This is a genomic window from Chryseobacterium antibioticum, from assembly GCF_012927325.1.
Taxonomy (GTDB): domain Bacteria; phylum Bacteroidota; class Bacteroidia; order Flavobacteriales; family Weeksellaceae; genus Chryseobacterium; species Chryseobacterium antibioticum.
Map to the genome: position 1 here is coordinate 141,966 of NZ_JABBGI010000009.1, position 21,633 is coordinate 163,598.

Here is a 21,633-nt window from a genome sequence, read left to right on the forward strand (position 1 = left end):
ATTTTAATAAATGTTTGACATTCAGGAAATAAGAAGTCAGTTTACTATATTAAACCGCGAAGTGAATGGGAAGCTTTTGGTTTACTTAGATAATGCAGCAACATCTCAGAAACCGGATTCTGTTTTAAAGGTCTGGAATGATTATTATACCGAGCTTAATGCCAATGTTCATAGAGGAATCCACACCTTAAGCCAGCTGGCTACCGAAGAAATGGAACTTTCAAGAAGAAAGATCCAGAAATTCATTAATGCTAAACATGATTTTGAAGTCATTTTTACAAAAGGAACTACAGAAGGACTGAACCTCATCGCCTATATTTTAACACAGAAGCTTAAAAAAGACGATGAGATTATTATTTCCTATCTGGAGCATCACTCCAATATTGTTCCGTGGCAATTGCTTTGTGAAAGAACAGGAGCAAAGCTTAGAGTGATCCCGATTGATACAAATGGTATTCTTCAACTGGACTATCTGGATGAGTTTTTAAGTGAAAAAACCAAAGTAGTTTCTGTAAATCAGGTGTCCAATGCATTGGGAATTGTGAATCCTATTGAGGAGATCATTTCAAAAACAAGGAAAAATTCAGATGCGTATATCGTGATCGATGGGGCACAGTCTGCTCCTCACTTTGAGATCGATGTACAAAAGATGGACTGTGATTTCTTTGTGTTTTCAGGGCATAAAATGTATGCTCCTATGGGAACCGGAATCCTTTACGGAAAACAGGAAATACTGGAAGAATTACCACCATTCCATGGGGGAGGAGAGATGATCGCAACCTGTTCTTTTGACGGAACGACTTACGCGGAGCTTCCTTTTAAATATGAAGCAGGAACACCGAATGTAGGAGGAAACATTGCACTGGGTGCTGCTGTCGATTTTATTGAAAAAACAGGCAGACAGAATATTCAGAATCATGAAAACGCCTTGCTGGACTATGCTCAAAGACAGCTTTTAGAACTGGAAAACATAAAGATCTACGGTGAAAAAGCCAAGAGAACGGGCGTAGTTTCCTTTAATCTGGAAGGGGTGGGGATTTCTTCTGATGTAGGCATGATCCTTGATAAAATGGGTATCGCAGTAAGAACAGGACATCACTGTACGCAGCCGATCATGGACTTTTTCAATATAGCCGGAACAGTAAGAGCTAGTTTTGCTGTTTACAATACGTTTGAAGAAATTGACAAGCTTATAGAAGGCGTGAAGAAAGCTCAGAAAATGTTGGGATAAAAATGAAAAAGCAGTTGGTTAACTGCTTTTTGTGATAAATTAATCCTGAAAAACACAGTAGCATCTTCCCTGAACAATCACTTGAACATATCCAATTGCACATTCAAGGCAGATTTCACCGCCAGCTACGATTTTTTTCATTTTTTCTTTGTCTAATTTTTTCATATTCAATGATTTAAAATGTTAATGGTAACATAAAGATAATTAAAAATATCACTGGAAAACTAATAAATCCTCCAATTTTGGAGGATTTATTAGTTTAATTCATGGAATATTATAGAGAACCTGTAAATAATAGACTTTGCCAATCTCTGAGATAGGAATTTTTATACCTGCTTGTCTTTCTTGTTGAAGTAATTTTGCTCTGTCTAAATTTAACTTAATGGAATTAATAGAAAAACTGAACTGGAGATTTGCAACCAAAGCAATGAACGGTCAAAAAGTACCACAGGAAAAAGTGGATAAAATATTGGAAGCTGCAAGACTAGCCCCTACATCCAGCGGGCTTCAGCCTTTTGAGATTATTGTGATCACCAATCAGGAGGTAAAAGAGCAGATCAAGCCTCATGCATGGAATCAGCCGCAGATCACAGACTGTTCACATCTTTTGGTGTTTGCTGCCTGGGACAATTATACGGAAGAAAGGATCAACAGTATGTTTGACCTTACCAACGAGATCAGAGGCTTTAAAAATGAAGGTTGGGAAAACTACAGACAGATGCTGTTGGGAACTTATCCTCAAAGATCTGCCGAAGAAAACTTTACCCACGCTGCAAAACAGGCTTATATTTCATTTGGAGCAGCTATTATCGCGGCAGCTTTTGAAGAAGTAGATTCTACCCCAATGGAAGGGTTTTCACCTGAGGCTGTAGATGAAGTTTTAAACTTAAAAGAAAAAGGTTTAAAGAGTGTTTTATTATTGCCAATCGGGTACAGAAATACGGAATCGGACTGGTTGGTGAATTTTACCAAAGTGAGAAAGTCTAAAGAAGATTTCATTACCGAAGTGAATTAAATACTAATTTTTTCTCATAGAAAAGCCCCTTCAAACAATTGAAAGGGCTTTTGTTTTTTATGAAATAAATCTTAAATATTCGGTTTCCAATCTACAACTGCTCTGATGAACGCTTCCGCATTTTCTACAGGGATATTAGGTAAGATTCCGTGTCCAAGATTCGCAATATATCTGTCTTTTCCAAAACGGTTGATCATCTCGGTCACCATCTTTTTGATTGTTTCCGGAGTAGAATGCAATCTTGCAGGGTCAAAATTCCCCTGAAGCGTCATCGTATGGTTCGTTAATGTTCTTGCAAGCTCAGGTTTAATGGTCCAGTCAACACCTAGAGCAGACACTTTAGACATGGTCATATCTTCGAGAGCAAACCAGCATCCTTTTCCAAATACCACAACATGGGTAAGAGGGCTCAATGCTTCAACGATCTGGTTGATATACTGCCATGAGAATTCCTGATAATCTGCAGGAGAAAGCATACCTCCCCAGGAATCAAATACCTGAACAGCAGAAACGCCTTTTTCAACTTTTCTTTTTAAATAAGCAATCGTAGTATCTGTGATCTTCTGAAGTAGTAAATGAGCCGCTTCAGGCTGCTGGAAACAGAATGATTTCGCAATATCAAAAGCTTTACTTCCTTTTCCTTCAATACAATAACATAGGATGGTCCAAGGAGAACCCGCGAAACCGATCAATGGAATTTCGTTGTCTAATTTAATTAATGTAAGCTCAATGGCATCAAAAACGTATCCTAAAGTATCGTCCACATCAGGAACTATCACATTCTGAACTTGTTCCATTGTTCTGATCGGATTGTCAAGCCACGGACCTACATTTTCTTTCATTTTAAAATCAATTCCCATGGCTTGGGGAACTACTAAAATGTCAGAAAACAAGATTGCTGCATCCAAAGGAAACCTACGGATAGGCTGTACAGTGATCTCAGAAGCCAGTTCAGGAGTCTGGCATCTTGTAAAGAAGTCATATTTATCACGAAGAGCAATGAATTCCGGCAGATATCTTCCGGCCTGTCTCATCATCCATACCGGCGGTCTTTCTACAGTTTCTCCGCGGAGTGCTTTTAAATATAAGTCGTTTTTAATCATAATTTATTTAAACTAATACGGCCGTTCCCGGCACTCATTATTTTTACCAGCCAAACTTGTAGCTGCTCAAAGTTCTTTTTTTATCAGCCCAAAAATAGAAGCCAGATTATTTTCTTCCGAGGTGAAAATCTCTTCTGTGGTGTGCTTTCGCAGTTCATTGGAGGTCGTTTCTCCGATTGAAAAAATCTTCATTCCTTCTAAAGAGTTGAGTTTTGCAAAACTACGAACTCCGCTTGGACTAAAAAAAACTGCAGCATGATATTTTTCAGGTACTGAAGGATGGATTTCTTCCGTGTTGTAAATGGTAATCTTTTTGTACCGGATATTCTGAAGAGGAAGGTCCTTGTCCAGGACATCAATGGCCAGATTGCCACAAAAGTGAAAGAACTGTTCGTGCTGGCAGTTTCCGATGATAAACCTCGAAAGGGTATCGGCATTTTTCAGAACCTTAAATGTTCCGAAACCGTATTTTCTTAGCTCGCGCTTCGTTTTTTCTCCAACGCAGTATATTTTATTGTAGTTTTTGGCGGTAAAATCTTCGTTGGGCTTAAACTGATTTTTAAAAAATGATCTTACCCCATTGACACTTGTGAAAATCAATGAGTGATTTTTTAAGTCAAATGCCGCCATTTTTATAGGCTCAGTCCTAATCACCTCAATACATTCAGCCGAGATATCCGATCCTAATTCTTTGGATAATAAGGTGGCATCTATGGTTTTGGTAAATAGAATTGTCATCAGGGCTTATCTTTTAAGTGTAAATCAGTAACGAGCAGTCTTACTTTTTTCATGAAATCTTTACCCGGATCGTCTTTTGCTGTAAAATAATCTGGGTCAGTCTCTTTCCAAAGTTTAGAACTCCTAAATATACCATATTCTGAGTGTCCTATCAGATATTCTATACTGTATTTTTTAGTTAAGTGTCTAATTAATTGTGCGTTTGCTACAGCTTGTTTTTCTGTAAGCGGCTGGCTTTTGCTTCCAATGTTTTCAATACCGATGGCGCAGTAATTGAGTCCAATGGTGTGTCTTGCAAACCTATTAGGCTCCATAAGCTGATAAATCGTGCCGTCCCTGTCTACGATGAACTGCGAAGAAACATTCAGTGTACTCTGTTTTTTTAAAACATTTCGGGCAGATTCCAAATGGGTCTTATTGAAATATTTGTAATTTGTTTCTACAGTTCCGCCAGCGGTATAATGCAGGACAATTACCTTAGGCGAAATGGTTACCGTATTCTGAACGATATTATAATGACTTTTAAGATACTCTAAACTTAAACGCACTCTTTCGGGAGAATAGTCTATCGGTTTATTAATGATTTTAAATTCGCTGGTTTGAGCTTTCGTACAGCATGCCATCAATACAAAGAAAGCATAAATAAGATTTTTCATAAAAGGGGGCTTATTTCTGGTATTGATAATGTCCTGTAATCGTATATTTAAAAAGCACGTCTTCCATCACCTGTCCGCCTCCTATATTATGGACAATCAAAAACCTCTTTCCGTCAGCAGATTTTTTATTGACGACAATTCCAATATGCGTTAAATTCCCTGGTAAAAGCCAAGTAACAACATCGCCCGGAACATAAAGTGCGGGATTGGTTTCAATAGATTTTTCTTTTCCAAATGTAGAAAAGAAGACGGCAAGATTGGGAACTCTCCGATGATCAATATTGGTGTCCGGTTTTTTTAATCCCCAGATTTTTGGATATTTTGAGAAATTTTTTGCCATGTCCTCATGCACTTCCTTTTGCAGATCAATGCCCAGTTTTCTGTAGGCTCTTATAACAACGTCTGTGCAGACTCCTTTATTGGCAGGGACATCTCCATTGGGGTACTTAAGTATGAAATAAGTGGGATCATAGGTAACTGTGTGATCTATTAATCCCAAAGCAGAATCAGATAATTGGAGTGCAAATTTATTCTGTGCATTTGCGGTAAACACACAGAATGTGAGTAATAATAAAAACAGGGACTTTTTCATTGTTTGTACGTAAGAATATGAAAGTACAAATAGGCTTAAAAGTTCTTAATAAGAATTTTTAATTTCAGTCATCAGCTCTTTTCCTCCGTTTTCAAGAACAATCTTGGCGAACTTTTCTCCAAAATTCTCGGTTTCATTATACTCAAAACTTTCGTCGGTAGCGATGCAGTTTTTGCCATCCAAAGAGCAAAGAACCGCTTTGAAACGAATCTGGTTTTCGATGATTTCTGCAAAAGCTCCGATAGGGGCAGTACATCCGCCTTCCAGTGTGCTCAGGAAATTTCTTTCGATCTCTACACAGATGTGAGTCTTCTTATGATTGATTTGGGCTAAGATCTCATTGATCTCTGTTTTGTCAGAATGTCCGGCAACAGCAATTACTCCCTGAGAAGCAGCCGGGATCATCAATGGAAGCATCTCGTAATCGATATCCATTTTCATTCTCTTGATTCCTGCCAGAGATAAAATAGTGGCATCAAAATCGCCGTTCTCCAGTTTTTGAAGACGCGTCTGGATATTCCCACGTATATCTGAAAACTCAGCATGAGGGTAATTCTTTAGCCAGAAAGCTCTTCTTCTCAAACTGCTGGTAGCCAGTTTCAGCTCGTGGAATTCTTTATTTCGTGCAGATTCTTTTCTGATCAGGACATCCTGTGGGAAATCTCTTTCCAGGTATGTGATGATCTCAATGTTTTGGGGAAGTTGCGTGGGAACATCTTTTAAAGAATGTACAGCGATGTCAATCTCATCATTCAGCAAAGCCACATCAAGGTCTCTTGTGAAAACCCCGGTGATCCCTAAGGAATAAAGTGGTTGATTTAAGTTCTTATCCCCAGAAGATACGATAGGAACGATGTCCGTTAAATAATTACGGTTTTGAAGATGCCTAGCAACCTCTCTTGCCTGCCAAAGTGCAAGTGCGGAATTTCTTGTTCCGATTCTAATGCTTTTCATTGAATTCGTTGTTTGGTTGTTCAACTAATATTTCGTGCATTAATTTACTAATTTCTTCGGCTTTTAAAGGATTATCGATGATAAATTTTGCAAAACGGTTGGTGATTTTCTGGATCATTTTGTCAGAAAGCTCCATGTCCGTGATGTTTATGTATTTATTTTTTCTGTAAAATTGATGCATTTCATTGCGTTCCATGTTCTTCAGAACAGCCTTGAAATGGTGAATATTCGGTGCCAGCTTTCTCTTTTTTTCCCACTCCAGAAACTCTTTCATCAGTTCTTTGATGATTTTTTCAGCTTTTGGGATCTCTTTTTCCCGTTGCTGGATCGTTTCCTGGATCTGTTTGGAAAGTTCATCTACATCAATCAGGGTTACATTTTCATTTTCAGTAACGTTCTTTTCAACGTTGTGCGGAATAGAAAGATCAATCACGAGTGTTTCTTTTCCGTTCGGGAAATGAGACTTGTTGATAATAGGGTGTTTTGCTCCCGTTGCAACAATTAAAATGTCGGTATTTTTTAATTCCTGGTCAAAATCAGAATAATCCACATGAGGAATATTATATTTTTCGGAAATCTTTTCAGCTTTCTCCTGGGTTCTGTTGGCGATTTTAATTTTAGGCTGATAAACATGTTTTACCAGGTTTTCAACCGTATTTTGTCCAATTTCACCTACGCCCAAAAGAAGAATGTTCTTTTCCGTAATTTTTTTCTGGTTGTTTAAAATATAATGAACGGCTGCATAAGAAACAGACGCGGCACCGGTAGAAATTCCGGTTTCATTTTTAATCCTTTTCGAGATCTGAATGGCAGCATTGATTGCTCTTTCCAGATAAGGATTAGAATTTTGTCTTTCTTTTTTAAACCGGCTGTATGCTTTTTTGATCTGCCCGATGATCTCAAAATCTCCAATGATCTGGCTCTCAAGTCCTGCTGCTACCCTGAACAGATGAATAAGGGCCTCTTCTTTGGTAAGAATATTGGCAAACTGAAGGAAATCGGTTAGATGTACCCCGATGGTTTTACAATATTCTTCTGCTACCAGAAGATAATTGGGTGAAGTGGTATAGATCTCGGTCCTGTTACATGTGGAAACCACAAATGCATCTCCTAAATCCACATTGTGAATCCTGGTGACAAAGTTTTTGATATTCTCGTCAAAGAATGCAAATTTCCCCCTCGTTTCTGCATCTGCTTTTTCGTAGCTGATGGAAAGTACGGCAAAATTCGATGTTTGATGGATGTTGGAATATTGTAACATAATCGCTGCAAATTTACGGTTTTTTTAATTAACCATCCTCTGATAATGTATATGATAATTATCGTGAAAAACTATGGTTGAAAGACAGGAATAAAGAATTAATGAAGATCCTAGGAACAGGTTGAAAAGCGGATTTGTTCTTTAAAAAATAATTAAAAATCAAAGCTTTAAATGTTTTTAATAGGGTTTCCTGTTTTATTTCAGGTGGGAATATTTTTATCTGTTATCTTTCTTTCTCTCTCCCATTAATTTTGGTTTAAATCAGGCTCTTTAAATGATTCAATCAAAAGTTAATAAACAATTGTGAATTTTAATAAAATTTTAACCAAATTATATGCAGGTTAAATTTCTTTAGTAGGGTTAAATTCATATCTTTGTAAACTTAAAATCAGAAGGAAAATATGAGTTTATTCGATATGTTTACGCAAGAAATTGCGATAGACCTTGGTACTGCCAATACCCTAATTATCCATAATAATAAAATTGTTATAGATCAGCCGTCAATTGTTGCAATTGAACGTTCTACGGGTAGACCCATTGCGGTCGGTGAGCAGGCCAAACATATGCAGGGTAAAACTCATGAGGATATCAAGACAATTCGTCCATTGAAAGATGGGGTAATTGCAGATTTCCACGCTTCTGAACACATGATCAAAGAATTTATCAAAAAAATTCCTGGAATTAAAGGTAGATTCATACAGCCGGCACTGAGAATCGTGATCTGTATCCCTTCTGGTATTACTGAAGTTGAGAAAAGAGCCGTTAGAGACTCTGCTCAGAAAGTTAATGCAAAGGAAGTAAGGTTGATCTACGAACCAATGGCTGCGGCAATAGGAGTTGGAATTGATGTACAGAAACCTGAAGGGAATATGATTATCGATATAGGTGGTGGTACTACGGAAATTGCTGTTGTTGCTTTAGGAGGTATCGTGTGTGACAAATCTGTGAAAATTGCAGGTGACGTATTTACGAACGATATCGCTTACTATCTTAGAACTCATCATAACCTTTACATCGGAGAGAGAACAGCTGAAAGAATCAAAATTGAAGTAGGTTCTGCAGTAGAAGATCTTGACGTTGATATTGAAGATATCCCGGTACAGGGTAGAGACCTTATTACAGGAAAGCCAAAAGAGATCATGGTAGGGTACAAAGAAATTGCACGTGCATTAGACAAATCCATTATCAGAATCGAAGATGCTGTGATGGAAACGCTTTCTCTTACACCACCGGAATTGGCTGCTGATATTTATAAAACAGGTATCTATCTTGCTGGAGGAGGTGCTTTATTGAGAGGTCTTGCAGACAGATTGCACAAAAAAACTGGTCTTCCTGTATTTGTAGCAGAAGATCCGTTGAGAGCTGTTGTTCGCGGAACCGGTATTGCCCTTAAGAATATGGATAAATTCAATTTCTTAATTAAATAATTTTAACCTTTTACGACAATATATCTGAATGGGATTTTTGCTGAGACTATTTTCGAAGAACGCTCTTTTTGTCTTCTTTATATTCCTGCAGATTGTTGCTCTGGTTCTGGTATTCTCTAAAAATGCCATGCAGAAATCATGGGTAGCTGGCCAGTCGGCTGCGCTGAATTCATGGATTTCGGGGTATATTGATGAAGGAGTTTCATATCTGAAACTGAAACAGATCAATGAAGATCTTGTGGCTCAGAATAAGTCTCTGATGATCCAGCTTTATGGAAAAGAAGGGGCGAACAATCCTGTATTCAAAAAAGTTCATGATACTTTAGGCGGCGGACAGATCTACACTTTTGTAGACGGCGAAATCGTATTCAACAGTATCAACAGAAGAAATAATTACTTTACAATCAACCGTGGCCGTAGAGACGGTGTTTTTCCTCAGATGGGCGTAATGGCTCCTAAAGGAATTGCCGGAATTGTAATCAACTCTACAGACAGCTATGCTTTGGTGCAGTCTGTTCTGAGTGTTAATAGAATCAGAATCAATGCCTCGTTGAAAAACTCCGGATATTTCGGAACTTTAACCTGGAACGGGGATAATTCCCGAGTGATGCATCTTGCTGACATTCCTAAATATGTGGCTTTAAAAGTAGGTGATACTGTTGTTACAGACGGTAAATCAGCTATTTTCCCTAAAGGCGTAATGATTGGGACTATCGCAGGATATTCTGTAGACAACAAAACCGGTTTCTGGGATATTTCAGTAGAGCTGAGCGAAAAAATGGGTGCTTTAAGCAAAGTATTTGTCGTGAAAAACCTTAAGAAAGCCGAAGTTCAGAAAATCCAGGATACATTGCAGAACGTAATAAAAAAAGAAAATGATTAGCAGGACTTTATTTACCGATATATTGATCATGATCTTTCTGGTTGCATTACAGATTTTTGTACTGAACAGGATCACCATTTTCGGAAAGTATACGCCGGTTCTTTATCCGGTGTTTGTCATGTTTTATCCTTTCTTCAGAAATAAATATCAATTTTTAGCTTTAAGCTTTTTAATAGGACTTTCCGTTGATGCATTCCTGTACTCATGGGGAATCAATGCTTTTGCGACAACACTGATCGCCTATTTCAGAACATTGATTTTCAGGACGTCCACAGATACTTCCACAGACTTTTTCTCCTTTCAGTCCCTTCAGTGGGCGCAGTTTTTACTGTTTCTGTTTTCAAGTATCTTTCTGCACCAGTTTTTAGTGCAGTACATCGAATTTTTTAAATTGAGCCGTTTTTTCGAAATATTACTTAATGTAGTGATAACAAGTATAATTTCCTTTATATTTATCGTTGTTTACGCATTAATATTTAAAATCAAACAAAAAGTTTGAACACACGTTATTTAAAAATCTTTTCCATACTAGTCGTTATCGCCATTATTTTTGTGGCGAGGCTTGCTTATTTACAGTTGCTGACGGACCGTTATGCTTTAAATGCAGCGAATACTTCCATTAAGACAGAATACGTTATTCCACAGAGGGGTGTTGTTTTTGATAGAAATGGTAAGATTCTCGTAGGAAACCAGCCCGCTTATGAAATCTCTTTTACGCAGGCCTTAATGAAACCAGATTTTGATACTTTGGGATTCTGTAATCTGATGCAGATCAGCAAATCTGATTTTATCAAAAGAATCGACCTCATCAAGAAAGAAAAATACTATTCGAAGCTGACGCCTATGACCTTTTTTAAGGACCTCAGCAGAGAAGACATTGCCAGAGTACAGGAAATTATTTTCAAATATCCGGCATTCAGTATTGTATCCAGACCTCAGCGTCAGTATGAAGTGGGAACCTCCGGAAACCTTTTAGGATATACCAGTGAGGTTAATGAAAGAGAAATAAAGAAAGATTCAGCCTATTATCTTCCGGGAGACTTTATCGGAAAAACAGGGGTTGAAAAATCTTACGAAAAAGAACTTCGTGGTATAAAAGGAATAAAATATATTCAAAAGGATATCAGACTTCGGAATATTGGATCTTATAAAAACGGAACCTTAGATAAAGATGTTGTTACCGGAAAGGATATTACTTTAACCATTGACTACGACCTTCAAAGAATGGCCGAAGAAATGCTTGTAGGTAAACACGGAGCCATCGTAGCCATCGATCCGAATAACGGAGAAATTCTGACCATGGCAACTGGTCCGGATATTGACCCTAATTTATTCACGGGACCTTATAAATCAAAAAATCTTTACGCTCTATCTAAAGATACCTTATACGAAAACAAACCTACTTTTGACAGATCTGTTCAGGCAGCTTATCCTCCGGGGTCTACCTTTAAATTGCTGACCGCTCTTGCGGGAATGCAGATGGGCGTAATGGATGAAAATACAGTCTTCCCTTGTGGTGGCGGCTTTTTTTACAGAGGTTTGAGAATTAAAGGGCATGGAGGAGCCGATCCTTTGATTCCATCTATTCAGGTTTCGAGTAACTGCTATTTTTCCCATGCATTTATTGCGATCATGAACAAATATCCGGGAGATCCTTCCCGAGGTGTTGATGAATGGAAAAAAATCATGAGCAGCTTTGGCGTAGGAGAATATCTGAATAATGACATCGCTGTAGGTTCTCCGGGAAGAATTCCTACCGGAAAGTTTTACGAAAAAAGAAGCGGTAAGAAAGACTGGACGGGTGACTATACCATGAATGGTTCTATTTTCAATGGAATGGGACAGGGAGATGTTTTGGTGACTCCACTTCAGTTGGCAAATTATGTTGCCGCCATTGCCAATAAAGGTTGGTTTTATACTCCGCATATCGTTAAATCTATTGATGGAAAACCTAATCCGGACAAAAGATTTAAAACAAAACATAAAACGCTTGTAGATCCTAAACACTTCGAGCCTGTACTGAAAGGTATGGAAGCCGTAGTATTACGAGGTACCGCAAGAAGTTTGAAATCCAATGACTTTACTCAATTGGCAAAAACAGGTACTGCACAGGTTCCTCAGGGGAAAGATAACTCAATCTTTGTTTTAATTGCTCCCGCAGATAAACCTAGAATCGTGGTAGCTGCAGTAATGGAGCATGCCGGATTCGGTGCAACATGGGCAGGTCCTGCGTGTACGGTGATTGCCGAAAAATATATTACCGGAGATCTGAAAAGAGAAAACCTGTACAAGAAGATGACCAGTGCCAGCTTCATGCCTGAGTACAAAAGACAATGGGTAGCAGATCTTAAACGTAAAGGTTTATATAAAGACCCAAAAGAAGATTCTGTTAAGCTAAAAAGAAAGCAGGACAGTCTGAACTTTATTAAAGAGCAGAAAATAAAACTGCAGAAAAAAATAGAAGAAGAAACAAAGAACAATACTAAAAAGGTAAAGCAATGAAATGGGCAGAAGGAATAGATAAGCTAGGTCTTGGGCTGTATTTTGCGCTTTGTATCTTTGCAATCGCCAATATTTACAGTGTTGACCAGAAGTTGGGAGAAAAGCAATTGGTTTTCTTCTGTATCTCTTTATTTGTTGGACTTATAATATTCGTTGGAAGGAGTAAATTCTTCGAAAACATGGCGGGTATTATTTATATCGGTGGTGTTTTACTTTTGATCGGGCTTTTTCCTTTTGGAAAGGAGATTCTGGGACAGAAAAACTGGTACAAATTCGGAAGCTTTACCATGCAGCCTGTAGAGTTTGCAAAAATAGGCACAGCGTTGATGGTGGCGAACTATGTGTCGGGGCCGGATTTTAATTTAAGTAACAGGAAACCCTTATTAACCATATTAGCTATTATTGCGATTCCTGCAGTTGTTGTATTGGCAATTCCTGATGTTGGTTCGTTGTTGGTTTTTACAGCATTTTTTATAGCGCTATACAGAGAAGGATTAAGTGGCTTGCTTTTTGGAATCGGATTCCTTTTTGCGGGTGTTTTTCTTATTTCATTAGCTATAGATCCTTTTTATGTTGTTGGTGCTATTGGATTGGTTACAGGAGGCTGGATTGCCATTAACTATTATAAAATGTCCTGGAATGTTATTTCTATCGGAAGTATTGTAGGATCTATTCTGCTATTATGTGGGTTAGCTTTTGCATCACCTTATATTTTAGAAAAACTTCCAAAACACCAGAGAGAAAGAATCGAGGTTCTTTTTAAAGGAGAAAAAGCATTTAGAGACACTTCCGGGTATAACTTATTATATTCAAAAACGGCCATCGGATCTGGCGGAGTTTTAGGCAAAGGATACCGGGAAGGTTCTGTAACACAGGGGAAATTTGTTCCTGAACAGGAAACTGACTATATTTTCTGTACGGTAGGCGAAGAATGGGGCTTTGTAGGAAGTGCCGTTCTCGTGTTATGCTATATGGTTTATATCGGCCGGATCTATTATCTGGCGGAACAACAGAAATCCACCTTTAACCGTGTATTTGGATATTGCTTTGCTTCCATCCTGATGATGCACTTTACCATCAATTTAGGGATGGTTATGGGGCTTTTCCCAACCGTGGGTATTCCACTTCCTTATTTCAGTTATGGAGGAAGCTCGTTGCTTGCCTTTTCTATGATGACTTTTATTTTCTTTAAACTTAATTATTCGGATAAAAACAGCTTGGTGTAAGTTGTGAGGGGAAAAGGAAAGCCGAAATCTTTGATGTTTCCTGAAAGCCTACAATATTCCTTAATAAAGGAGAATATAATCATTATCATTATCATTAAGAATGTAGCTACGTATGAAGCAAGCCTATCTTTCAGACCAGGATTTTCAAAATATAAATTTTACTGACCAGTCTTTTGAAAAAGGCGAATACGAAAACTGTACATTCAGGAACTGCAGCTTTGAGTATGCCGACCTTTCTGATTTTAGTTTCACAGACTGTGAATTTATCGGGTGTAATCTGAGTATGGCAAAACTGTTTAAAACAGCTTTTCGAGGTATCCGTTTCAAAGAATGTAAAATGTTCGGACTTCAGTTTAATGACTGTAACGGTTTTGGTCTTTCATTTACTTTTGACGACTGTGCCCTCAATAATTCTGTGTTCTACAATACATCGGTTAAAAAGACCATATTCAAAAATTCAAGATTGATTGAAACCGATTTTGCAGAATGTGATCTCTCCAATTCAGTGCTCAAAGGTTGCGATCTTTCCGGAGCTATTTTCGACCGGACAAACCTTGAAAAAGCAGATCTGAGAACTTCCTTCAACTATTCTATAGATCCTTCCGTAAATCGTCTTAAAAAGGCTAAATTTTCACTTTCCGAAGTACATGGACTCCTGTATAAGCTGGATATTGAAATTGATAGGGATTAGATATTAGATATTAGATATTAGAAGTTAGGGTGGACGTCGTGAGAACTTCTTTTATTCTGAAAACTCATAACTAAGTAATTCAATAGAGGCGGGTTTTAACCCGCCTTTGTATTTCAATGTTCAAGAGTAAGGCTTTAGCCAAAACTTATTATTCCTGCCTACTAAACAGATCTTAGCCCCTCCCTTCTGTAATAAGGGACTAAATTCATGTTACGTACAGACCATTCCCTTTCTCTGAAGGGGTGGATTTTTGCTCAGAAAAAAGACGGGGTAGTAAAACACTCCTCAAGAAATATACAGCAGCCAGAAAATAAAAAAGCCATCAGATTCTGATGGCTTCATTATTTAAATCAATTATTTAAAATTAAAAACTTGTCGCTGCGGATGGAGTAGAAGAAGCTAAATTGTTATAAGCGTCTCCGTTCTCGTTGATCACTCTTTTTGCGAACCTGAATTTCGGTCCCCAGTAAGAGTCATTCAGCGATGAGATCATTACCCCTTTAGAAGTGGCTGCGTGGATGAATTTGATTTCACCTTCTTCAGTTACACTTTCTACGATACCTACGTGAGAGATTCTTCTTCCGTGTGAAAAGAAGATCAGGTCTCCTTTCTGAAGGTCTCCTTTATCAATACTTTCTCCTTCCTGAGCCTGAGATGCTGCTACTCTTGGTAAGCTAAGCCCTGCTGCTGCTCCGAATACAGAAAGAACGAAAGCTGAACAATCAATACCTCTTCTGGTCATTCCTCCGTATCTGTATGGAGTTCCAAGGTATGTTTCAGCTTCTGTTAGGATATTATCGATCGTTTTATTGTATTTGACTGCTTTTGCAATCTCAGAATTCTTAATGGATTTTTTTGCATTGGCTATAGATGCCGCCTTTTCAGCTAGAAAAGAATCGATAAGTCTTTGCTTATCCTGCTCCATTTTCTTGTTGTCAAGAGAAGCTAGTTTGGCATCTGTTTTGTATTCTTTAGCATAAGTTGCTGGTTGTGAAACTACATAATTTGTAGCGCATGATTGAACTGATACTGTAGACACTAAAGCAACTAAATAAAACAAAACTCTTTTCTTCATATATATTTGATTATCCGTGTTAAAAGGAATATTTATTTTCTCAAAGCATTACAAAAGTAGAGATTCCGAGCAAAAGACCCCTGATATGATTATTGTCAGCTTCTTTATTTAACACATTTTAACATATTATTTAAGTATGTTAAAGAAAAACAAACCGCAACCGCCTATTTTTGGTGAGTCCGCGGTTTTTTTTATTATGATTCTTTAACAAAATAAAAGGCGTTTCCTTTATTTATCGGATTTTAAGATTCACAACTCTAATTTTCAAGGCTGTTAATAAATCAAAAAAAACTCCCCGGAAAAACCAGGGAGCTTAACTAATATGGAACTTTACAGATGTTATTTTGTAAATAACATTTCTCTATATTTAGTCATTGGCCAAAGCTCATCATCCACCATCATTTCAAGATCATCAGAAGCTTCTCTGATCACATCAAATAAAGGGATTACTTTGCTGCAGTAAGTTTCTGCCTGCTTCTGACTATTGGATACGGCTTTCGCCGCTTCTCTCGCTTTAATAAGATCCTCAACGCCAAGTTTGATCTTGGAAACATTCTCAGAGATATTAGTGATTAAGCTCATTTGCTCTTTCGCCAATGTTTTGAATTCTTTGTCCGGGAATATTTCTTTAAGACCTTTTACGTTCTCGATCAATCTGTTTTGGTAATTTAAAGCAGAAGGAATGATGTGGTTTCTTGCGATGTCACTTAAAACTCTTGCTTCAATATCAATAACAGTAGAATATTTTTCTAATTTAATTTCGTTTCTGGCCTCAACCTCTCTGTGAGTGAATACTCCGATTTCTTCATAAAGAGCAACGAATTTTTTATCCATTTCCTGCTTAAGCGCTTCAGGTGTGGTTTTTAAGTTATTCAAACCTCTCTTTTTAGCTTCTTTTGCCCAGTCATCAGAATATCCGTCACCTTCAAACATAATGCTCTTGCACTGCTTGATGTACTCTCTCAATACATTGAAGATCGCTTCATCTTTCTTCAGTCCTGTTTCGATAAGGGCATCAACTTCTTTTTTGAAATCGATCAATTGTTTTGCAGCGATCGTGTTCATTACAGTCATAGACTCTGCACAGTTGGCAGAAGATCCTACTGCTCTGATCTCAAATTTATTTCCTGTAAATGCAAATGGAGAAGTTCTGTTTCTATCCGTGTTATCTAAAAGGATTTCAGGGATTTTTCCAACAACGTTTAGTTTTAGATCTGTTTTTTCATCCGGAGAAAGTTTCCCTTCTGTTACCTTTTCCAGTTCTTCCAATACTCTGAATAGCTGGCTTCCGATGAAAACGGAGATAATTGCCGGTGGAGCTTCGTTGGCACCCAGTCTGTGGTCGTTGCTCGCAGAAGCGATGCTTGCTCTTAAAAGATCAGCATATTCGTAAACTGCTTTAATGGTATTAACGAAGAAGGTTAAGAACTGTAAGTTTTTCTTAGGGTTTTTTCCCGGGCTTAATAAGTTTTCACCTGTATCGGTTGCTAAAGACCAGTTGTTGTGCTTTCCGCTTCCATTAACTCCTGCGAATGGTTTCTCATGGAATAAAATGTGGAAATGATGTTTGTGAGCAATTCTTGCCATGATGTCCATCAACAAAGAGTTGTGGTCTACGGCAACGTTTACTTCTTCAAACATTGGGGCAAGCTCAAACTGGTTAGGTGCCACCTCGTTATGTCTTGTTGTTACAGGGATTCCCAGTTTCATACATTCGATTTCCAACTCTTTCATGAAGTTCATTACCCTTGTCGGGATAGAACCGAAATAGTGGTCGTCCAGCTGCTGTCCTTTCGCAGGAGAATGTCCTAATAAAGTCTTTCCTGTTAAAACAAGGTCTGGACGAGATTGGAATAATGCGGAATCAACTAAGAAATATTCTTGCTCCCAGCCCAAAGTGGGAGTTACTTTCGTTACGTTTTTGTCAAAATACTGCATTACGTTGGTTGCAGCTTCATCTACAGCGTTCAAAGCTCTTAAAAGAGGTGCTTTATAATCTAAAGTTTCCCCTGTATAAGAAATGAAGATAGAAGGAATACATAAAGTAGTTCCCATGATAAATGCAGGAGAAGTAGGATCCCATGCTGTATAACCTCTTGCTTCGAAAGTATTTCTGATTCCTCCGTTCGGGAAAGAAGAAGCATCAGGCTCCTGCTGGATCAATAAGTTTCCGCTGAATCTTTCGATGGCTCTGCCTCCTTCAATAGGGGTAAAGAAGGAATCATGCTTTTCTGCAGTAGTTCCTGTCAAAGGTTGAAACCAGTGAGTGTAGTGAGTGGCTCCTTTGCTCATTGCCCAGTCTTTCATAGCTACAGCTACCTGGTCTGCAATGTGTCTCTGGATTTTTGTTCCTTTTTTAATAGCATCCATAATAGACTGGAATGCTTCCTTTGTCAGATATGCTCTCATGGTCTCTTCTGAGAAAACATTCTGGCAGAATAATTCTGACAGTTTTCCGGGAACCTCAACAGAATTATCTCTTCTGAAGTCCTTAAATGGTAAAGTTTCTAACGCTTTGAATCTTAAAGTTGACATATTAAGGTTGTATTTTGTGGGGCAAATTTACGAAAAAAATGAATTGAAAATGATTTACCCCTAATTTTTTTAGGGGTTATTGTTAAGTTTTATAAATATAAACGGCGGTTTAACTTTTTTAATAGGGGTAGGTAACTCTTGAAATGTAATGTTTGGCCTTATAACAGTACCATAATTCATTTTATGAGGTACGATTCACAATCTTTAAAGATACAAATTTAAACTGCTTGTTAAAAGATACTTAAAATAGAATGCGCAAAGATTTTGTATATTTGTGTGAAATTTATTTTATGACAAATTCTAGAGCTAGAGAAACAACGGAAGCAATTGAAAGATTGTATATTTCTATGAGACACCTCTTTTACAGAGGTTTTTTTAAACCTGCCGGTGTTTCTGGAGAAAGTATCAGAAGTTTGTTAAAGACGATCAATCCAGAGATTTATGGTACCATGAATATTCCTAACAAATTGGAATTAGATGGTTTGATGTATGTTTTAGACAGACTTCCGGAAGGAATTGAAGAATGTGCTTTTATTCATCTTACATCAGATGAGGGTTTTGATAAAGGAAGTTTCGAACCCATTGTCCCTAAAAAGAGAAGAAGAAACTGTTACAGGATAGACGAACACCAAATGAATATTGAAGTTCTTTTGGGACGTTCTGAAATTTATGATATTCTTACCCACCTTACCTTTTTATTTATAGAAGCCGATAAAGTGAGAAATCTGGCTTTTATTCAGGATGAAAACTGGAAGCCTACACGTGCCTTCAAAATTATCGAAGAAGTAGTAAAAGGGGAAAAGAAATTCAGCAGAAAAGAAAAAGAGGTTGCTCTTATTCATTTATCTTCTTTAATAGGAAGAACTTTTGAAGAAACACTGAATGCTTATAATTCTTTCGGGGATGACAACAATCCTGACCGTTTATTTAAAATCATCTACAACTTAGGAAAAGTAAGCCTTGAAGACGCAAAACAGACGAGAGAAAGAGAAATTCATTTCAGTGCTATATTAAAGGAAAGAGTAGGACACCATTACTTCGGCGAAAAATGGGCCAATAAAGTGAAAGAGGTTTTATTTGAAAACAATCTTCACATGCGTCCGCTTCATATCATTTCTGCCAACATGCACTCCGTGAAAAATATGCTGTATGGAAATGATGCCTTAAAGAAAAAAGACAACAAAGAAGTAGATTATAAACTTTACGGAGAGATTTCTGATAAAAAAGAACTTCGCGACAAAGTTTCAAAATATGCTTTGGAAGAAGGATTGATTTATATTAATGATAAGAGCGGAAGTAATATTGATGTTCAGATTATTGATTTAAGCAAAACAGACCTTAAAAACACACCATTCAACGGTATAAAATACGGTGGAGACGATGTGATCATGGTTTTTGACTATGCGTTCGGAGAACAGGCTTTTGAAGTAATGGACGAATTGTTGAGACCTTTCGAACACAAAGGAGAGGTGTATATGATGAAAGTGAAATCTGTTTCCATTATGGGTAAAGCCGGAATTCTTGCCGGAGGAAAAGGAGATATTATGATCCCTACATCCCATCTTTTTGAAGGAACGGCAGATAACTATCCTTTTGAAAATGCTTTGAAACTGGATGATTTTAAAGACGACGAACTGAAGGCATTTGAAGGCCCGATGATTACTGTATTAGGAACATCACTTCAGAACAGAGATATCTTATCGTACTTTATGAACACTTCATGGAAGGCAATCGGTCTTGAAATGGAAGGAGCGCATTACCAGAAAGCGATTCAGGTAGCTTCTAAGATCAGACATCACATTGCACCGGACCTGTTTGTATGTTACGCTTACTATGCTTCAGATAATCCATTGGAAACGGGAAGTACACTTTCTTCAGGAGGTTTAGGCCTTACAGGAGTAAAGCCTACTTATCTGATTACTTTGAGAATCCTTGAAAAGATCTTACAAAGCGGAAAAAAAGAAATTCTGGCTAAAAAATAATTTGATTTTAAGTCATATTGAAACCTCAGATGTATTGCATTTGAGGTTTTTTATTTTAGACTTCCCGCAGATTGTACAGGTCTCACGGAAAAATTGTGCTTAAAATCTGAGGGAATTATCATAAGCGACCAAAAGCCTTAAAACCGCTCTGTTTAGGGGTGCTTTTATATGTTCTCAGAAAATGCTTAATTGCATAATGCTTGGTTCAAAGCTATAATAGCTTTCTCATAATGCTCCCTTTTTACTACAAACTGCATGTTAACCTGCATGATGGACTGTGCATAGCATTCGATATTAATATTATTCTCATACAGGGCTTTTGCCGCACGATATAAGAATCCGGGTGTAGCAATATTGGTTCCCATTGCACAGACTAATGCAACCGGAACTCCCGTTACCTGATAGAAATTTTGTTTAAGTTCTTCCAAAAGCTTTTCCGAGGCATTATTTTCCCAAATCACCATTGTTATTGAGTTTGCGTTTGTAGATTTCAACACATAACTTATATTATACTTTTGGAAATAGGTCATGATTTGGGCATCATAACCCACTTCACTTACCATAAGCGGATCATGAATTTCTATGGCCAGCATTTTTTTTGATCCGGAAACAATCTCAACACGAGCGTCAGGAGATACATAATTCTTTGAAATCAAGGTGCCGATATGATCCGGATCGAATGTATTTTTAATACGAATATTAATTCCGGAGAGTTCTAATGGTTTTGCTGCCTTTGGGTGAATGGCTTCCATACCTATATCAGCCAGCTGGTCTGCAATGATATAATTGGTCAGTCCCACTGGAACACAGTTTTCCACACCCACGATATTTGGGTCTGCGCTTGATAAGTGATATTCTTTATGGATAACCGCCTCATCAGCCTTTATATCTACAGCGGCCTTACTGAAGGTAACTTCGGAATATCCACGATCAAAAACTCTCATAATTCCTTCAGTTCCTTTAGTGTATCCGGTTGCTACACAAATCACATTTTTAAAATCTATTCCGCTGAATTCTTTTGTAATTCTTTCATCAATAGTAAGGGCTTCGTTGTCATCAAATCCGCATAAATCCACAAATTTTGCATGAATTCCTTTATTGTTGATAATATTAGTAGAATTCCACGCAGAATGCGCTTCCCCAATAGAAGCTAAAATTTCCCTTGCTGCAAGATGAATATCGTGTGCATTTACATATCCCGATGCCAAAACCTTACTCAGGCTGCTAAGCATCGTTTTTGCCTGCTCCACTCTGTTTGTTATAAATTCATTAGCTTCAGAAAGCTGAAGGCCAACATTTTCCAATCCTTCATTAATGGAAATCAGTTTTTGGCATACCTTATCGAGATCAGCTTTATAGTCTTCACTGTTCAAAAATTTTTGATACACACCAGGCTCATTTGTTTTTTTGTGTTCCAATAGCCAGTTGGTGACATTATTATAGGCTGAAACTACAAAAACCCTATTATAAAATTCTCCTTCCTTTCTTTTTCCAATAACTATATTGTAAAGAACATCATGAAACTGAGACATGGAAGTTCCTCCTATTTTTTCTACGGTCAGCATTATAAAACTTTATTTAATCTGCGAAAATAAGAAAATAAAGATGATTGGAGATACTGATCTGTAAGTCGGCCAGGGCAAACGCATCATAAATTAACCTGAGTTCGGGATAAGCAACTGATAAAAATTTGTAAGAAAAAGTAATAATTCGTATATTTAAGTTTCTGACATTCAAATATTTAAATGAATTATTACTATGA

Annotated in this window: 20 protein-coding genes; 9 read left to right on the forward strand and 11 right to left on the reverse strand. The window is 37.6% G+C overall.

Annotation, left to right across the window (positions count from 1 at the left end):
- The first annotated feature begins 10 nt into the window (after positions 1-10).
- Entirely contained in the window at positions 11-1,231 is a 1,221-nt protein-coding gene (locus tag HHL23_RS08820; RefSeq protein ID WP_169234443.1) for a cysteine desulfurase, read from the forward strand.
- Positions 1,232-1,270: 39 nt separating this feature from the next.
- Here HHL23_RS08820 and HHL23_RS08825 read toward each other — a convergent pair whose 3' ends face one another.
- The gene (locus HHL23_RS08825; protein ID WP_169234444.1) at positions 1,271-1,396 is read right to left on the reverse strand and encodes a GNAT family acetyltransferase; all 126 of its coding nucleotides are present in this window, start codon (positions 1,394-1,396) and stop codon (positions 1,271-1,273) included.
- Between the two features lie 217 nt (positions 1,397-1,613).
- Here HHL23_RS08825 and HHL23_RS08830 point away from each other — a divergent pair, with 217 nt between their 5' ends.
- Positions 1,614-2,246, forward strand: a complete 633-nt coding sequence (locus HHL23_RS08830; RefSeq protein ID WP_169234445.1) for an NAD(P)H-dependent oxidoreductase — start codon at positions 1,614-1,616, stop codon at positions 2,244-2,246.
- A 71-nt stretch (positions 2,247-2,317) separates the two neighbouring features.
- Here the strand turns inward: HHL23_RS08830 and hemE are convergent, their stop codons facing one another.
- The 6 genes from hemE to hemA form a co-directional block, all read right to left on the reverse strand.
- Positions 2,318-3,349, reverse strand: coding sequence for a uroporphyrinogen decarboxylase (hemE, locus tag HHL23_RS08835; protein WP_169234446.1), 1,032 nt, complete (start codon positions 3,347-3,349; stop codon positions 2,318-2,320).
- Positions 3,350-3,415: 66 nt separating this feature from the next.
- Positions 3,416-4,087: a uroporphyrinogen-III synthase gene (locus HHL23_RS08840; protein WP_169234447.1), complete on the reverse strand. Its 672-nt coding sequence runs from the start codon at positions 4,085-4,087 to the stop codon at positions 3,416-3,418.
- Positions 4,087-4,743 carry a peptidoglycan recognition protein family protein gene (locus tag HHL23_RS08845; RefSeq protein WP_169234448.1) on the reverse strand — a complete coding sequence of 219 codons (657 nt, stop codon included), beginning with the start codon at positions 4,741-4,743 and terminating at the stop codon, positions 4,087-4,089. The genes HHL23_RS08840 and HHL23_RS08845 overlap by 1 nt, the downstream gene beginning before the upstream one ends.
- A gap of 10 nt (positions 4,744-4,753) precedes the next feature.
- The gene (locus tag HHL23_RS08850) at positions 4,754-5,335 is read right to left on the reverse strand and encodes a DUF1287 domain-containing protein (protein ID WP_169234449.1); all 582 of its coding nucleotides are present in this window, start codon (positions 5,333-5,335) and stop codon (positions 4,754-4,756) included.
- A 45-nt stretch (positions 5,336-5,380) separates the two neighbouring features.
- Positions 5,381-6,289 (reverse strand): hydroxymethylbilane synthase, encoded by a 909-nt coding sequence (gene hemC / locus HHL23_RS08855; protein WP_169234450.1) that lies wholly within the window; start codon positions 6,287-6,289, stop codon positions 5,381-5,383.
- A complete protein-coding gene (gene hemA, locus HHL23_RS08860) occupies positions 6,276-7,550 on the reverse strand; it encodes a glutamyl-tRNA reductase (protein ID WP_169234451.1) in 1,275 nt (424 codons plus the stop codon). The genes hemC and hemA overlap by 14 nt, the downstream gene beginning before the upstream one ends.
- A gap of 401 nt (positions 7,551-7,951) precedes the next feature.
- On the opposite strand from hemA, the gene HHL23_RS08865 reads away from it, so the two are divergent.
- The 6 genes from HHL23_RS08865 (at position 7,952) to HHL23_RS08890 (ending at position 14,279) form a co-directional block, all read left to right on the forward strand.
- Positions 7,952-8,977: a rod shape-determining protein gene (locus HHL23_RS08865; RefSeq protein WP_034700899.1), complete on the forward strand. Its 1,026-nt coding sequence runs from the start codon at positions 7,952-7,954 to the stop codon at positions 8,975-8,977.
- A gap of 28 nt (positions 8,978-9,005) precedes the next feature.
- Positions 9,006-9,860, forward strand: a complete 855-nt coding sequence (gene mreC / locus HHL23_RS08870; protein ID WP_169234452.1) for a rod shape-determining protein MreC — start codon at positions 9,006-9,008, stop codon at positions 9,858-9,860.
- Entirely contained in the window at positions 9,853-10,359 is a 507-nt protein-coding gene (gene mreD, locus HHL23_RS08875; RefSeq protein ID WP_169234453.1) for a rod shape-determining protein MreD, read from the forward strand. The genes mreC and mreD overlap by 8 nt, the downstream gene beginning before the upstream one ends.
- The gene (locus HHL23_RS08880; RefSeq protein ID WP_169234454.1) at positions 10,356-12,362 is read left to right on the forward strand and encodes a penicillin-binding transpeptidase domain-containing protein; all 2,007 of its coding nucleotides are present in this window, start codon (positions 10,356-10,358) and stop codon (positions 12,360-12,362) included. The genes mreD and HHL23_RS08880 overlap by 4 nt, the downstream gene beginning before the upstream one ends.
- Positions 12,359-13,588: a rod shape-determining protein RodA gene (rodA, locus tag HHL23_RS08885; protein WP_169234455.1), complete on the forward strand. Its 1,230-nt coding sequence runs from the start codon at positions 12,359-12,361 to the stop codon at positions 13,586-13,588. Before HHL23_RS08880 ends, rodA begins: the two co-directional genes overlap by 4 nt.
- 112 nt (positions 13,589-13,700) lie before the next feature.
- On the forward strand, positions 13,701-14,279 hold the full coding sequence (locus HHL23_RS08890; protein WP_169234456.1) for a pentapeptide repeat-containing protein: 579 nt from the start codon (positions 13,701-13,703) through the stop codon (positions 14,277-14,279).
- A 364-nt stretch (positions 14,280-14,643) separates the two neighbouring features.
- Here HHL23_RS08890 and HHL23_RS08895 read toward each other — a convergent pair whose 3' ends face one another.
- Together HHL23_RS08895 and HHL23_RS08900 are read right to left on the reverse strand one after the other, a co-directional pair.
- A complete protein-coding gene (locus HHL23_RS08895) occupies positions 14,644-15,354 on the reverse strand; it encodes a C40 family peptidase (RefSeq protein ID WP_169234457.1) in 711 nt (236 codons plus the stop codon).
- A 339-nt stretch (positions 15,355-15,693) separates the two neighbouring features.
- Complete coding sequence (locus HHL23_RS08900; protein WP_169234458.1) at positions 15,694-17,889, reverse strand: glutamine synthetase III family protein; 2,196 nt, start codon at positions 17,887-17,889, stop codon at positions 15,694-15,696.
- Positions 17,890-18,179: 290 nt separating this feature from the next.
- Here HHL23_RS08900 and HHL23_RS08905 point away from each other — a divergent pair, with 290 nt between their 5' ends.
- Positions 18,180-19,871, forward strand: a complete 1,692-nt coding sequence (locus HHL23_RS08905; protein WP_169234459.1) for a DUF6909 family protein — start codon at positions 18,180-18,182, stop codon at positions 19,869-19,871.
- Between the two features lie 185 nt (positions 19,872-20,056).
- On the opposite strand, the gene HHL23_RS08910 is transcribed toward HHL23_RS08905, so the two are convergent.
- Entirely contained in the window at positions 20,057-21,436 is a 1,380-nt protein-coding gene (locus HHL23_RS08910; RefSeq protein ID WP_169234460.1) for an aspartate kinase, read from the reverse strand.
- 13 nt (positions 21,437-21,449) lie between these two features.
- Positions 21,450-21,633 (reverse strand): hypothetical protein (locus HHL23_RS22485; RefSeq protein ID WP_228464675.1); only part of this gene is annotated, 184 nt, incomplete at its 5' end.

What these genes read in the sequence shown, in the direction of transcription:
- rodA (WP_169234455.1), top strand. Translation starts at nt 12,359, where the DNA reads ATGAAATGGGCAGAAGGAATAGATAAGCTAGGTCTTGGGCTGTATTTT.
- HHL23_RS08900 (WP_169234458.1), bottom strand. Translation starts at nt 17,889, where the DNA reads ATGTCAACTTTAAGATTCAAAGCGTTAGAAACTTTACCATTTAAGGAC.
- hemC (WP_169234450.1), bottom strand. Translation starts at nt 6,289, where the DNA reads ATGAAAAGCATTAGAATCGGAACAAGAAATTCCGCACTTGCACTTTGG.
- HHL23_RS08890 (WP_169234456.1), top strand. Translation starts at nt 13,701, where the DNA reads ATGAAGCAAGCCTATCTTTCAGACCAGGATTTTCAAAATATAAATTTT.
- HHL23_RS08840 (WP_169234447.1), bottom strand. Translation starts at nt 4,087, where the DNA reads ATGACAATTCTATTTACCAAAACCATAGATGCCACCTTATTATCCAAA.
- HHL23_RS08845 (WP_169234448.1), bottom strand. Translation starts at nt 4,743, where the DNA reads ATGAAAAATCTTATTTATGCTTTCTTTGTATTGATGGCATGCTGTACG.
- HHL23_RS08865 (WP_034700899.1), top strand. Translation starts at nt 7,952, where the DNA reads ATGAGTTTATTCGATATGTTTACGCAAGAAATTGCGATAGACCTTGGT.
- HHL23_RS08905 (WP_169234459.1), top strand. Translation starts at nt 18,180, where the DNA reads ATGACAAATTCTAGAGCTAGAGAAACAACGGAAGCAATTGAAAGATTG.
- mreC (WP_169234452.1), top strand. Translation starts at nt 9,006, where the DNA reads ATGGGATTTTTGCTGAGACTATTTTCGAAGAACGCTCTTTTTGTCTTC.
- hemE (WP_169234446.1), bottom strand. Translation starts at nt 3,349, where the DNA reads ATGATTAAAAACGACTTATATTTAAAAGCACTCCGCGGAGAAACTGTA.
- HHL23_RS08825 (WP_169234444.1), bottom strand. Translation starts at nt 1,396, where the DNA reads ATGAAAAAATTAGACAAAGAAAAAATGAAAAAAATCGTAGCTGGCGGT.
- HHL23_RS08910 (WP_169234460.1), bottom strand. Translation starts at nt 21,436, where the DNA reads ATGCTGACCGTAGAAAAAATAGGAGGAACTTCCATGTCTCAGTTTCAT.
- HHL23_RS08895 (WP_169234457.1), bottom strand. Translation starts at nt 15,354, where the DNA reads ATGAAGAAAAGAGTTTTGTTTTATTTAGTTGCTTTAGTGTCTACAGTA.
- mreD (WP_169234453.1), top strand. Translation starts at nt 9,853, where the DNA reads ATGATTAGCAGGACTTTATTTACCGATATATTGATCATGATCTTTCTG.
- HHL23_RS08850 (WP_169234449.1), bottom strand. Translation starts at nt 5,335, where the DNA reads ATGAAAAAGTCCCTGTTTTTATTATTACTCACATTCTGTGTGTTTACC.
- hemA (WP_169234451.1), bottom strand. Translation starts at nt 7,550, where the DNA reads ATGTTACAATATTCCAACATCCATCAAACATCGAATTTTGCCGTACTT.
- HHL23_RS08830 (WP_169234445.1), top strand. Translation starts at nt 1,614, where the DNA reads ATGGAATTAATAGAAAAACTGAACTGGAGATTTGCAACCAAAGCAATG.
- HHL23_RS08820 (WP_169234443.1), top strand. Translation starts at nt 11, where the DNA reads ATGTTTGACATTCAGGAAATAAGAAGTCAGTTTACTATATTAAACCGC.